This window comes from Paucilactobacillus nenjiangensis (assembly GCF_005405445.1).
GTDB lineage: Bacteria > Bacillota > Bacilli > Lactobacillales > Lactobacillaceae > Paucilactobacillus > Paucilactobacillus nenjiangensis.
Window position 1 is genome coordinate 1 of record NZ_BJEB01000058.1, and the last position, 14327, is coordinate 14327.

13 protein-coding genes are annotated in these 14327 nt (G+C 40.1%); 11 read left to right on the forward strand and 2 right to left on the reverse strand.

Annotation, left to right across the window (positions count from 1 at the left end):
- The first annotated feature begins 859 nt into the window (after positions 1-859).
- The 3 genes from pyrG to FFM59_RS08135 all read left to right on the forward strand — a co-directional run bounded on the left by pyrG (position 860) and on the right by FFM59_RS08135 (position 4354).
- A complete protein-coding gene (pyrG, locus tag FFM59_RS08125) occupies positions 860-2458 on the forward strand; it encodes a CTP synthase (RefSeq protein WP_137602542.1) in 1599 nt (532 codons plus the stop codon).
- A gap of 256 nt (positions 2459-2714) precedes the next feature.
- Entirely contained in the window at positions 2715-4013 is a 1299-nt protein-coding gene (gene murA / locus FFM59_RS08130) for a UDP-N-acetylglucosamine 1-carboxyvinyltransferase (RefSeq protein ID WP_137602543.1), read from the forward strand.
- A 95-nt stretch (positions 4014-4108) separates the two neighbouring features.
- A complete protein-coding gene (locus FFM59_RS08135) occupies positions 4109-4354 on the forward strand; it encodes a type B 50S ribosomal protein L31 (RefSeq protein WP_137602544.1) in 246 nt (81 codons plus the stop codon).
- Between the two features lie 39 nt (positions 4355-4393).
- On the opposite strand, the gene FFM59_RS08140 is transcribed toward FFM59_RS08135, so the two are convergent.
- A complete protein-coding gene (locus FFM59_RS08140; protein WP_137602545.1) occupies positions 4394-5611 on the reverse strand; it encodes an MFS transporter in 1218 nt (405 codons plus the stop codon).
- 119 nt (positions 5612-5730) lie between these two features.
- On the opposite strand from FFM59_RS08140, the gene FFM59_RS08145 reads away from it, so the two are divergent.
- The gene (locus FFM59_RS08145; RefSeq protein ID WP_137602546.1) at positions 5731-6438 is read left to right on the forward strand and encodes a class A sortase; all 708 of its coding nucleotides are present in this window, start codon (positions 5731-5733) and stop codon (positions 6436-6438) included.
- A 28-nt stretch (positions 6439-6466) separates the two neighbouring features.
- On the opposite strand, the gene FFM59_RS08150 is transcribed toward FFM59_RS08145, so the two are convergent.
- Complete coding sequence (locus tag FFM59_RS08150) at positions 6467-6925, reverse strand: low molecular weight protein-tyrosine-phosphatase (protein WP_137602547.1); 459 nt, start codon at positions 6923-6925, stop codon at positions 6467-6469.
- A gap of 108 nt (positions 6926-7033) precedes the next feature.
- Here FFM59_RS08150 and FFM59_RS08155 point away from each other — a divergent pair, with 108 nt between their 5' ends.
- The 7 genes from FFM59_RS08155 to FFM59_RS08185 all read left to right on the forward strand — a co-directional run bounded on the left by FFM59_RS08155 (position 7034) and on the right by FFM59_RS08185 (position 14165).
- The gene (locus tag FFM59_RS08155; RefSeq protein ID WP_137602548.1) at positions 7034-7591 is read left to right on the forward strand and encodes a LemA family protein; all 558 of its coding nucleotides are present in this window, start codon (positions 7034-7036) and stop codon (positions 7589-7591) included.
- 26 nt (positions 7592-7617) lie between these two features.
- Complete coding sequence (gene htpX, locus FFM59_RS08160) at positions 7618-8511, forward strand: zinc metalloprotease HtpX (protein WP_137602549.1); 894 nt, start codon at positions 7618-7620, stop codon at positions 8509-8511.
- 129 nt (positions 8512-8640) lie between these two features.
- Positions 8641-10011, forward strand: coding sequence for a UDP-N-acetylmuramoyl-tripeptide--D-alanyl-D-alanine ligase (locus FFM59_RS08165; RefSeq protein ID WP_137602550.1), 1371 nt, complete (start codon positions 8641-8643; stop codon positions 10009-10011).
- A 510-nt stretch (positions 10012-10521) separates the two neighbouring features.
- Positions 10522-12105, forward strand: a complete 1584-nt coding sequence (cshA, locus tag FFM59_RS08170; RefSeq protein WP_137602551.1) for a degradosome RNA helicase CshA — start codon at positions 10522-10524, stop codon at positions 12103-12105.
- 128 nt (positions 12106-12233) lie between these two features.
- A complete protein-coding gene (acpS, locus tag FFM59_RS08175) occupies positions 12234-12590 on the forward strand; it encodes a holo-ACP synthase (RefSeq protein ID WP_137602552.1) in 357 nt (118 codons plus the stop codon).
- A 4-nt stretch (positions 12591-12594) separates the two neighbouring features.
- Positions 12595-13704, forward strand: coding sequence for an alanine racemase (gene alr / locus FFM59_RS08180; protein ID WP_137602553.1), 1110 nt, complete (start codon positions 12595-12597; stop codon positions 13702-13704).
- An 86-nt stretch (positions 13705-13790) separates the two neighbouring features.
- Positions 13791-14165: a type II toxin-antitoxin system PemK/MazF family toxin gene (locus tag FFM59_RS08185; RefSeq protein ID WP_137602554.1), complete on the forward strand. Its 375-nt coding sequence runs from the start codon at positions 13791-13793 to the stop codon at positions 14163-14165.
- Positions 14166-14327: the final 162 nt, after the last annotated feature.

The following is a 14327-nucleotide window of genomic DNA, read 5'->3' on the forward strand; positions in this document are numbered from 1 at the left end:
ATCTTGAGGGCAGTTTTATTTCTTGATATGGTTACGAGGAATGGAGCGTAGCGACATCCTCAGAGAGTTTTTTGTTGCTTTAACGGTTTCGCAAAGCAACCATCTCCGTTTAACTAATAATAACTATCATCCCAAGAAAGGATGACAGCTATTATCTGTTAATACTCAATGGCTAGCGCTTTGCTCAGCACTTATTTTTTAACGGCTTCACAAAGCAACCATTTCCGTTTAACTAATAATAACTATCATCCCAAGAACAGATGACAGTTATTATCTGTTAATACTCAATGGCTAGCGCTTTGCTTAGCACTTATTTTCTAACGGCTTCGCTAACCAAACAGCTCACCTAACTTAAATAATCAAATGTCATAAAGTCCATGCCCTTTGATTATTTATCGTTAGTCACTCGCTGTCTTAACGGTTAGCTCAGCACTTATTTTCTTATCCGCTTCAATTCACAAATAGTTCCGCTTAATTAACAACCATCAATATCCAAAAGCGGGATAATAATGGTTGTCTATTAATGCTCACTATTTCCCATGAATTTCAGCATGAGTTTTCTAACGGCTTCACTAACCAAACAGTTCACCTAACTTAAATAATCAAATGTCATAAAGTCCATGCCCTTTGATTATTTGTCGTTAGTCACTCGCTGTCTTAACAGTTAGCTCAGCACTTATTACTTTCCTCTTGACGAATCTCTTTTCTGACTGTATTATCTTATATGGGCTCTCGAAGGACTTACTTCGAGACAATATTGTTCGATTAATATATGGTCCCCTATTCTATGATGGATAGGGGACTTTTTTAATTTTGCAAGATGGTACCAGCCTTCAAATTTTCCCAAAGGAGTAACAACATGACAAAGTATATTTTTGTAACAGGTGGGGTGGTTTCATCCCTTGGTAAAGGGATCGTTGCTGCTTCATTAGGTCGGTTATTAAAAAATCGCGGCCTGAAGATTACGATTCAAAAGTTTGATCCATATATCAACGTCGACCCAGGTACGATGAGTCCTTATCAACATGGTGAAGTGTTTGTCACTGATGATGGTACGGAAACTGATTTAGATTTAGGTCACTACGAACGTTTTATTGATATCACATTGAACAAATATTCAAATGTAACAACCGGGAAAATTTATTCTGAGGTTCTGCATAAAGAACGTCACGGAGACTATTTAGGTGCCACCGTACAAGTAATTCCACATATCACAGATATGATTAAAGAAAAGATTATGCGTGCTGGTACAAGTACCGACTCCGACATTGTTATCACTGAAGTTGGCGGAACCGTCGGCGATATCGAATCGTTACCTTTCATGGAAGCACTACGTCAAATGAAGCGTGATATTGGCTCTGACAATGTGATTTACATTCACACAACGTTGATTCCAATTTTGCACGCAGCCGGCGAAATGAAGACGAAACCAACACAACATAGTGTCAAAGAATTACGTGGTTTGGGAATTCAACCTAATATCTTAGTTGTTCGGACTGAAAAGCCAATCGACGACGGTATGCGTAAAAAGATTGCCTTGTTCTGTGATGTGGAACCCGATGCGGTCATCGAATCATTAGATGTTGACACATTGTACCAAATTCCATTGAACTTACAGGCACAAAACATGGACCAAATTGTGTGTGACCAATTGCATATTGATGCACCTAAATCCGATATGGCTGAATGGGCTGCAATGTCTGAACATGTGCAACACTTGAGCAAAACCATCAAGATTGCAATGGTCGGCAAATATTCAAATCTGCAAGATGCATACATTTCTGTAAATGAAGCACTCAAGCATGCTGGATATCCCGTCGATTCTGACGTAGATATCACACATTTGAATTCTGAAGATGTGAATGAAGATAATGTTGCTGAATTATTAGGCGATGCTGACGGTATCTTGGTACCAGGTGGTTTTGGTACCAGAGGAACTGAAGGCAAGATTACGGCGATTAAGTATGCTCGTGAAAATGATGTACCTTACTTAGGTATTTGTTTGGGTATGCAAACTGCATGTATCGAATTCGCACGTAATGTGGTTGGGTTAAAAGATGCTAACTCAGCTGAATTTGATTTGGAAACACCTTACAATGTGATTGACTTGATGAATGATCAAGAAGGCGTTGAAGATATGGGTGGAACTCAACGTTTGGGTGCCTATCCATGTAAATTAAAGCCCGGCACTGTTGCAGCAGCAGCTTATGATAATCAAGATGTCATTAGCGAACGTCATCGTCATCGTTATGAATTTAACAATGAATATCGCGAACAGTTTGCGGCCCACGGTATGGTCTTTTCAGGTACATCACCTGATGATCGTTTGGTGGAAGTCGTTGAATTGCCAGAAAAGAAGTTCTTTGTGGCAGCACAATATCACCCTGAATTTCTATCGCGGCCAAACCGCCCTGAAGGCTTGTTCAAATCGTTCATCAAAGCGGCTAGCGAAAAATAATAATTATTATCAAAATGGAGGAGATTGGGGATTACTCAATCTCTTTTTCGATATAATAAAATAAGATTTACGAAATAGGTTCCAGAATTATTTATTAAAATTAGATTAAAACATTTATGTGATTCATAATTGTGCAAAATTTTGTCAAAATTTAACATAATATGTGGTCGAAAAGTATTGTAATTTAGCCAATATTTCTTTATCATTACATTTGGTTGTTTTAAACAGAACTATAAATTAGAGCGAGGAATTATCAATGAAAAGTATGATCATACAGGGAGGAAACCGACTTTCGGGAGAAATCACGATTGGCGGTGCTAAAAATAGTACAGTGGCGCTTATTCCAGCTGCTATTTTAGCGGATACACCAGTCCAATTTGATACTGTACCAGATATTTTGGATGTTCATAACCTGATGATTATTCTTCAGTCGATGAATGTAACATCTTCGTTTAAGCATGGAATTTTAAATATTGATCCTACTCAAATTGTTGAAAGCGAACTTCCTAGCAAGGCCATCAAGAGTTTGAGAGCGTCATATTATTTCATGGGTGCTTTATTGGGTCGTTTCCATAAAGCAGTACTCACTTTTCCTGGTGGAGATAATATCGGTCCACGGCCAATTGATCAACATATTAAGGCGTTTGAAGCTTTAGGTGCTGAGGTATTTGAAGATAATGGAACCGTGCATATAAGTGCACCAAATGGCTTAAAAGGGACTACCATCTTCATGGATATGGTCTCAGTTGGAGCGACGATTAATACGGTTTTAGCTGCGGTTAAAGCAGAAGGTACGACGGTGATTGAAAATGCCGCTCGCGAACCAGAAATTACTGATTTGACAACCTTCTTGAATAACATGGGTGCTAAAATTCGTGGGGCAGGGACTGACGTAATTCGTATCGAAGGAGTCGAAGAACTGCGTTCCACTAATACTCATACAATTATTCCTGATCGCATTGAAGCTGGCACATATCTGGCCATGGCAGCAGCAGTTGGTGACGATGTTATTGTGCATAATATTATTCCAGAACATTTGGAATCATTTACAAGTAAATTACTTGAAATGGGTGTTAATTTACAAATTGGTGAAGATAGTATCCGCGTGTTACGGAGCGAAAATCTCAAACCAATTAAAATTAAAACCTTACCATTTCCAGGATTTGCCACGGATTTACAACAACCCTTAACGCCTTTATTGTCAACAGCTGAAGGAGTCAGTGTGATTGTGGATACAATTTATTCACAACGTGTGAAACACGTTCCTGAATTACAGAAAATGGGGATGGGGATTTCGACTGAAAACGGCCTAATCCTGATTGAACATTCTGAAGGATTACATGGAGCCACGGTTGAAGCGGGTGAAATTCGCGCAGGTGCTTCGTTAATGATTGCCGGTTTAATGGCCAATGGTGTGACCAAAATCACCCATGCGGATAATATTTTGCGTGGTTATGATCGGATTGTTTGGAAACTTAACCGCCTCAATGCTGACGTGCACATCGTCGATGAAGCTGGAGCTGAAGTAGTTGAAACTCAGGTTTCCGAATCGTAGGTTGTCAAAAATTATTATCCATGGTATCATCGTAAAGTTAGATATAAATAAACTATGTCTCAGTCAATGACTCATGGCAAAAGGAGCGTAATAACATGAAACAAGACATTCATCCAGATTACCATCCAGTTGTATTTGAAGATTCATCAACTGGTTTCAAGTTCATCTCTGGCTCAACAGCAACTTCTAAAGATACTGTTAAGTGGGAAGACGGTAACGAATATCCATTGATTCGTGTTGAAATTACATCAGACTCACATCCATTCTACACTGGTAAGCAAAAGTTTACTCAAGCAGATGGTGCAGTCGATCGTTTCAACAAGAAATATGGTCTCAAATAAGAATCATCAAAAAACACATGCCAATTTGGTATGTGTTTTTTATTTTTTTGCGTTCACAACATTTATTCTAAATAAGACGAAATTGATAGCGACCAGTAAAGCAGTGGATAAGAAAACAGCACTATAATCAAATAATCCAGAGATGAAGGCACCAATCATGGGGCCAATCACATTTCCAAACGATTGGAAACTTTGGTTCCAACTGAAGATGCGCCCCGTAATTTCTGGTGGCGTATTTTTTGTTAAGAGGGTTTGGACTTGTGGAATCATGGTCGCATTGGAAATTCCAATCAAGAATCTTAAAATCCCCAATTGCCAAATATTGGTGACAAACGCTGTGGGAATAAAGAAACAAATGGCTAAAATAAAACCAATGGTTAACACCCGTTCGGTGCCAATTCGGTCGCCCAACGCTCCAAATCTCGGAGCAACTAACATGGTGGCCAACCCAGGAACGGCAGCAATAATCCCACTCGCTAACGTGACGTTACCATTGTTATGCATGAGTTCGCGGACATATAGGGAAATAATCGGGGTAATAGAGTTATTAGAAGCTTGAATGATTAATGTGGTAATGAACATTCCAAAAATCATTTGTGGGCTCTTTAAAGCGGCAATCACGCCAGAAGCTTTTTGTAACTTTTTCGCCGTAGTTGGTTTGAAGTTCTTTTCAGTGACGAATAACCAACTAAAGATAAAGACAATAAAGAGTAAGATACCAGTGATTAAAAAGGTCATCCGATAGCTAAACATGGATGCTAATGCTCCACCTAATAAGGGACCCAGCAAGGAACCACCGGTTAAGCCGGCCATCAAAGTTCCTAAAGCACGGCCACTTTTCTCTCGTGGGGCAGTGGTCGCAATAATGGCATTGGCATTGCTGACGTAACCACCAAAAATTCCTTGGATAAAACGCAGAGCAAATAATTGCCAGACGTTGGTGACACAAGACATTAAGCCGATGACAATTGCCATCCCAAACGAGGCACGAAGAATCATAATTTTCCGTCCGTGAGTGTCAGATAGCTTACCCCAGAAGGGTGAAATAATTGCTGTAATCAGATAAGTGATGGCGAACACGGCACCGGAGTAGAGATTTAATTGGCTTTTGGTAAAGTCACCTAATGTATCAACATATAGTGACATGAAGGGCATAATTTCGGAAAATGCCAGTCCGGTCACAAATACGCTGACCCAGAGAACATAGAGATTTTTCTCCCAGTCTTCTAGTTTATTTAGGTGTAACAGCTTCTTCATACGTGCGTTCTTCTTTCTTTTTTTTAAAAGTAATGTATAATTTTCTCAGAATAACAATAGTTATTATGGTAACACCAACCACTTTATTAATAAAAGTGATCAGGTGTAGGGGGAATTTGATGAAAAATAAGAAACGTTCAAGTTGGAAACGCTGGCTGAGTTGGGTTGGGCTAACGTTTTTGTTGATTGTCTCGCTTGCTTTAATTTTTAATCAACAGATTAAAGATTATCTGGTTGATAGTTATAAGCCAGAAATTTCACAGACAAAGATTAATAATAACAAAAAAAAGTCCGGTAATTTTGATTTTAAGGATGTTAAGTCATTGGATTTACAAATGGTGGCTAAAGCGCGAGCTAAAAAATCTGCGTTAAATGTCATCGGTGAAATCTCAATTCCATCTATTAAATTGAATTTACCAATCGCCAAAGGGGTTGATAATTATACCTTAGCCTTGGCTGCGGGGACCATGCGTGCTGATCAAAAAATGGGTGAAGGTAATTATCCTTTAGCCGGGCACCATATGAATAGTCACACAATTTTGTTTAGTCCGTTATATTGGAAGAGTAAAGTGGGTCAAAAAATTTATTTGACCGATTTGAAAAAGATTTATGAGTATAAAACCACTGAAAAAACCTATATTGCCGCGACTCGAGTTGATGTGGTCGAGAATACACCTGGAAAGAATATTATAACATTAGTTACTTGTGATGCTACTGGTGCAGGTCGCTTAATGGTTCGGGGTGAACTCGTGAAGACGATGAAATACAAGGACGCACCCAAGTCTGTGCAAAAGAATTTTGCTAAATCATTTAATAATAAGAACTAAAAAACCGTCTTCGAAAAAAAGACGGTTTTTACTTGGTCAGATAATCAAACCAGCTTGGTAATGCGGCAGCTAAACTGTCATAAGTATCTTGGAAACGGTGCGTGTACCAAGGATCAGGGATTTCTCGAGACTCTTCTCCAGGCACCAATTCAAAGATACGATGAACTTTATCTTGATAATTTGGACCAGCCATTTGCACTAGATTGTTATAATTCATTCCATCCATGCAAATAATATAATCAGCATTTTCAAAATCTTGGCGCGTGATTTGACGCGCAACCAAGCCATCAGCAGGAATATTATATTTAGCTAGGATTTCACGAGTGCCGGGATGTGGCGGATTACCAGTTTCTTCACTACTTGTGCCAGCAGAATCTATCTGAAATTGTGATTCTAAATTAGCTTGTTTAACCATCTGGCGAAACATAGCCTCTGCCATTGGTGAACGACAAATGTTGCCCAGACAAACAAATAAAACATTATTCATAATTATCAACCTTTCAAAACTTATTAAGTTTATTCAAATGACTTTATTATACTAGTAAAGTACGTTATCATTTGATTATACGTAACATCATTCAAGGGGGAAATATTAATGGTAACAATTATTGTAGTAATTGTCGTGATTATTGCCTTAATCGCAATTTATGCGGGAATTTATAACGGCTTAGTTAGTGCGCGTGTTCAAACGCAAGAATCATGGAGCCAAATCGATGTGCAACTCAAACGTCGGAATGATTTGATTCCTAACTTAGTTGAAACGGTTAAAGGCTATGGCAAGTACGAATCATCAACACTTGAAAAAGTGGTTGAATTGAGAAACCAAATGACTCAAGTACCGGCTGGTGATCATCAACAAGCCATGGAAGTTTCAGATCAATTAACTAGTTCATTGAAATCAATTTTTGCGTTAGCCGAAAATTATCCAGATTTGAAAGCCAGTGCTCAATATTCAGAATTGATGGAAGAACTTTCAAATACTGAAAATAAAATTGCTTATTCACGCCAATTGTTTAATTCAACGGCGGCCAACTTAAATACCAAGATTCAATCATTTCCAACTAACATTGTAGCCGGTATTCATCATTTTGCACAAGTAGAATACTTAAAAGTTCCAGAAGAAGAAAAAGAAAATGTCAAAGTTTCATTTTAATTTACTCGTATTGGAGAATAAACTAGATGCTCTATCAACAAATTGCTCGAAATAAACGACGTACAGTCTATGTCATGATAGGCTTTGTTTTGTTGGTGCTCTTGATTGGCGCAGCTGTCGGTTATGTATTCTTTGATAGTTATGTGGCTGGAGTTTTAATGGCAGTCGTAATTGGTGGAATCTACATGGCCTTGATGATTTCCCAATCAACTTCAGTGGTGATGGGGATGAATCATGCCCATGAAATTACGAGCGCAGATCAAGCACCTGAATTGTGGCACGTGGTTGAGGATATGGCGTTAGTTGCCAATGTTCCGATGCCAAAAGTGTATATCATTGATGACCCAAGTCCAAATGCCTTTGCCACTGGTAATAATCCAGAGCATGCAGCCGTTGCGGCAACCACTGGTATTTTAGATAAATTGAATCGCGAAGAACTCGAAGGTGTCATGGGTCACGAAATGACTCATGTGCGGAATTACGATATTCGTTTACAAACGATTGCGTTAGCATTGGCGGCTGTTATTTCGATGCTCGTTAATATCGGAATGCATTCGTTTTGGTGGGGCGGTGGCCGACGTAACAATGATCGTGAAGGCGGCGGCTACATTCAAATTATTTTGATGGTGCTCTCACTAGTTGTAGTTGTCTTAGCACCAATTGCGGCGTCGTTAGCTCAAATGGCACTGTCTCGAAATCGTGAATATCTGGCCGATGCTGGGGCGGTGGAACTGACACGGAATCCACGGGGATTAATTTCAGCTTTAGAAAAAATCTCCAACGCGGAACCGATGAAAGAAGCTGATCCAAGTAGTGCAGCGCTTTATATCAGTAATCCAATTAAAAAGAAATCGATGGCTAATTTATTTTCAACTCATCCACCAATGGAAGAACGAATTAAACGCCTCGAACAAATGTAAGTAACAATTAAACGGTTAATCTGTCGAAGACGGCGGGTTAACTTTTTTTGTGGAATTGGCTTGTCGTAAAAGGTGTTATAATGATAAGGTTGTAGATTGAATGAAGTAGATCTAAAAGGAGATTCCAGAATGAAAATGAAATTGGCGGAAATTGCCAAAGCGATTAATGTAAAGAATGATATTAGTGCTTGGCAAGAGGTCGAGGTTAGTAGTGTTGCCTTTGACAGCAGAAACCTTGACGACGGAGCACTATTTGTGCCGCTCAATGGAGAACAAGATGGTCACAAGTTTGTGGCCAGTGCCTTTGAAAATGGGGCCGCAGCTAGCCTATGGGCCAGTGATCACGCGGTGGGAGATGACAGTCAACCATTGTTAGTTGTTGATGATCCATTGGCTGCCTTGCAAGAATTGGCCAGTTATTATTTATGTAAAATTAACCCAATCGTGGTGGCAGTGACCGGTAGTAATGGTAAAACCACGACCAAAGATATGATTGCATCGATTCTTAGCACCCAAATGAATGTCACCAAAACGTTTGAAAATTTCAATAATGAAATTGGTGTCCCAGTTACCTTATTAAACATGGATCCTAATACTGAGGCCGTCGTTGTTGAAATGGGGATGGATCATTTTGGTGAATTAGATGCACTGAGTCGATTAGCCACCCCTGATATTGCCGTGATTACAATGATTGGGGAAGCCCATATTGAATTCTTTGGCAGTCGTGACAAAATTGCTGACGCGAAAATGGAAATCGTGAATGGTTTAAAAGAAGACGGTACGCTGGTGTTCAATGGGGATGAACCATTGTTAACTGAACGGACTGCATCAATTGTGCAAGATAAACTCGAATTTGGTCGTCAGTTGAATAATGACATTTATGCCACGAGTGTTAACGCGACTGCTTACTCATTAGAGTTTGTCACCAATGCGTGGCCAGATGAAACTTTCCAAGTTCCAATGATGGGTGAATATAACGTAACCAATGCGTTAGCTGCGCTGAGTGTTGGAAAATTAATGCACATTTCAGTTAAAAATATGCATCGGGCACTCAGTTCTCCCGATATTACCCGAAATCGGACTGAGTGGATTAAGGGTAGTGCCGGTGAACAGATTCTCAGTGACGTTTATAATTCCAATCCGACAGCGGTGAAAGAAGTTGTTAACGTCTTTTCCAAGGCAGAAACAGCGGGTAAACGAATCGTGGTTTTGGGTGACATGCTTGAACTTGGTGAACAATCAAATGATTTTCATCGAGATTTATCCGAAGTATTTGATCCAGAAAAAATCAATGAAGTCTATTTGATTGGTCCTCATATGAAGGCTTTGTACGATGCTCTTGTTGAAGACTATGGTGAGCATGTGCATTATTTTGCTACTGAAGAAAAAGCAAAGATGACTGTTGAATTAGGGGATTTGATTACCGATAAAGATATTGTCGCGATTAAAGCTAGTCACGGATTGCATTTGGAAACGGTGCTGGATGCATTGACTAGTTAGGGTTGATTTGGGGTGCTGATAAACGGCTATGCAAAGCAGCCATTTCCGTTTAACCAATAATAGCCATCATCCTAAAAACGGATGACGGTTATTATCTGTTAATACTCAATGTCTCCCGCTTTGCTCAGCACTTGTTATTAACGGCTTCGCACCTCAATCAACTCACCTAACTCATAACTCAACAAATTCACAGACCGAATTCATTGAATTATCACGTTAGTGCTCATTGATTAACCGAGTTGCTCAGCACTTATTATTAACGGCTTCGCTTATCAACTTCGTCACTTTACTTAAATAATCAACCATTGTCATAGAGCGACAACACTTGATTATTCTTCGTAAATGTTCCGAAGCTAATCGATAAGCTGAGCACTTATTATTCAAATTAGTTGTTATTTCAACTAAGAACTAGTATACTTATTTAGTTGTATTTATTTTATATAGTTTCACCATTGCTGTGGTCAACGGAATTTGACTAGATGGTGAGATTCAATCCCAGGAGGAAAACACTTGAAGTTTAGCGAATTGGGTCTATCAGAAGACCTACTTAAAGCCATTAAGCGTAGTGGCTACGAAGAAGCAACCCCAATCCAAGAGGAAACTATTCCATTGGTAATACAGGGTAAGGACGTCATTGGACAAGCACAAACCGGTACTGGTAAAACAGCTGCCTTTGGATTGCCAATCGTCGAAGATACGGATACAAGTAATGGAGATATTCAAGCGTTGATTATCTCACCAACTCGTGAGTTGGCTATCCAAACGCAAGAAGAATTATACAAATTAGGTAAAGATAAAAAGGTTAAGGCACAAGTTGTTTACGGTGGCGCTGATATTCGTCGTCAAATCAACAACTTGAAGAACCATCCACAAGTTTTGGTTGGGACTCCAGGTCGTTTGCTTGACCATATCAACCGTCGGACAGTCAAACTTGACCATATTAAGACATTAGTTTTAGATGAAGCCGATGAAATGTTAAACATGGGATTCTTGGATGATATTGAATCAATCATCAACAAGACTCCTGCAGATCGTCAAACATTGTTGTTCTCAGCTACTATGCCACCAGCTATCAAAAAAATTGGTGTGCAATTCATGACTGACCCACAACACGTTAAGATTAAGGCTAAGGAAGTTACTACTGACTTAATTGATCAATTCTACGTTCGTTCAAAGGACTTTGAAAAGTTCGATACAATGACACGTTTGATTGATGTACAAGATCCTGATTTGACAATTGTGTTTGGTCGGACAAAGCGTCGTGTTGACGAATTATCAAAAGGCCTTGAAGCCCGTGGCTACAATGCTGCCGGTATTCATGGTGACTTGACTCAACAACGTCGTAGTCAAATCATGCAACAATTTAAGAACGGTAAAATTGATATTTTAGTTGCTACTGATGTGGCCGCTCGTGGATTAGATATCTCCGGTGTGACTCATGTTTACAACTATGATATTCCTCAAGACCCAGATAGTTATGTTCACCGTATTGGCCGTACCGGTCGTGCCGGACACCATGGTGTTTCATTAACTTTCGTTACTCCTAGCGAAATGGATTATCTTCGTGAAATTGAAAAATTAACGAAGGTCCGTATGTTACCATTGAAGCCACCAACCGCTGATGAAGCGTTGAAGGGTCAATTGGCAAATGCAATTTCTAAGGTTGACGAACTTGTTGGTCAAACTGAAACTGTCAAATTTGAAGAAGAAGCTGAAAAGCTGTTGACGAAGTACGAACCAATTGATTTGGTTGCTGCTTTGTTGAACAACGTCACTAAAGACGATGCTTCAAGTGTGCCAGTTAAGATTACTCCAGAACGTCCATTACCTCGTCACAAGGGTGGCGGCGGTCGTCGTAGCGGTGGAAGCCGTAATGGTGGCGGTTATCGTGGTAATCGTTCAGGCGGTAGTCGTAATGGCGGTGGATACCGCGGCGGCAATCGTTCAGGCGGTGGAAACCGTGAAGGCGGATATAAGGGCAGCCGTGATAACCATGGCGGCAGTCGTGGATCAAGCAACCGTAGCTCAAGCAGCCGAGGCGGCAATGGTGGTTCATCCCACGCATTCAGTATTCGCAAAAAAAATAATGATTAATTAGTACTTAGATCTAAGTTGGATGTAAAATCTGGCTTAGATCTTTTTGTTTCTGATAATTTAAGACGATTGTGAAAGCAAACTGTGCTACAATATGAAACAAAATAGTGATAGTAAAGGATATAATCATGATTTATGGTATTGGAATTGATATCAGTGAAATTCAACGCGTTGAACAAATGAAAGAAAAACACGCTAATTTTATTAGCAAAACGTTAACCGCTGCAGAATATCAACAGTATTTAACGCGGAGCGCTCACAAACAGGCTGAGTATTTGGCAGGCCGTTTTTCAGTGAAAGAATCTTTTTCCAAAGCGCTGGGAACTGGTATTGGTGCGGCAGTTGGCTTTCAAGATTTGGAAGTTCTTGACGATGAATCCGGAAAACCGACGATTAAGCAATCAATTTTTGATGGCCCAGTCCATGTGTCAATTTCACATACTGATTCAGTCGTCATCAGTGAAGTCATTTTAGAAGAGGGATAGTGCAATGGTAATCGGGAAGAATCGGGAAACTAAGTTAGTCGTTAATTTACAAGCAGTAACAAATAATATTCAGCATGAACGCGCCATTTTAGCGGACGATGTTGAAATGTTTGCGGTTGTCAAAGCAAATGGGTATGGACATGGCATTTTAGAAATCGCACAGACTGCTTTATCTGCTGGAGCCACTGGATTATGTGTGGCTATCTTAGATGAAGCGTTATCGTTACGAAAAGCAGGGATTACCGCGCCAATTTTGGTTTTAGGGATAACTTCACCTGCCTTCGCTACTTTGGCAGCAGATGCCGGTATTTCACTAACTGTCGGGTCCGTGGATTGGTTACAAGATTATGCTGATCAGACTACGGCAAAGCAACCATTGAGTGTCCATTTGGCAATCGATACTGGCATGGGGAGAATCGGATTTCGCCACTCAGAAGATGTTAAGCAGGCAGAAACTTTATTGGCCAGTGCTCTCTTCAGTTTTGACGGAGTATTCACTCATTTTGCGACGGCAGATCAAACAGATACCAAATATTTTGAGCAACAATTTAAAACTTGGCAGCAATTAACTGGCGCACTAGTTCAATTGCCCAAATATGTACATATTTCAAATTCGGCAACTAGTTTGTGGCATTTACCAGTAACCGGTAATATGATTCGTTTTGGTGTGACTATGTATGGCCTTAATCCGTCAGGAGTAGCCATTGAAGAATTGCCATATCAACTAGAACCGGCTGCAGAATTAGAAACACAGTTAGTCTTTGTTAAACAAATTCCAGCTGGAGCCTCAGTTAGTTATGGGGCGACGTACACTGCTAAAACCGACGAATGGATTGGCACGGTTCCAATTGGTTATGCCGACGGATATCCACGCTGTATGCAAGGCTTTCATGTATTAATTGATGGCCAACAATGTGAAATCGTTGGTCGGATTTGCATGGATCAGATGATGATTCGTTTGCCTAAACAATACCAAACTGGTACCAAAGTGACCTTAATTGGTCATCAGGGAAATCAAACAATTGGTGCTACAGATGTCGCCGAGTATGCCGGCACGATTAACTATGAGATTATGACGAGCGTTGCTGAACGAGTGCAGCGAGTTTATCGATAAATCAAACTAACTATATCGAGCAAAACGGGTTGTAGTATGGTATAATTAGCGCTTGTTAGACTTTGTGAAAAAGGAGGTGGGGATGTTTGGCCAAGGTTGAAATTAAACGTGGTGATATTTTCTACGCGGATTTGTCACCAGTGATTGGCTCTGAGCAAGGTGGATTACGACCAGTAGTGATTATTCAAAATGATATAGGTAACCATTACAGTCCAACAGTGATTGTGGCAGCAATAACGGCAAAAATGCAAAAGCCAAATATGCCCACTCACGTTCAAATTAATTCAGAGTATGTCGGGATTGAAAAAGATTCAGTGATATTATTAGAACAGGTACGCACCATCGATAAGCAACGATTACGGGATAAGGTCACACACTTGTCCGACGGGTTAATGCATAAGGTTGATCGATCGTTGCAGGTGAGCATCGGGTTACTTAGTAATAAAAAGCAGACATCATAGGTGGTACATATTACAGCGTTATCAAGAGTGCACCAAATTAAAAAGGCATCAACAATTCGATTGTGAATTGTTGGTGCCTTTTTGGGTGCGCCCGGCATGGGCGCCAACTAGGTGGTGAAAGTCCACTGTGGGCCGTAGTAGTCGGAACCACTAGCCAAGGAC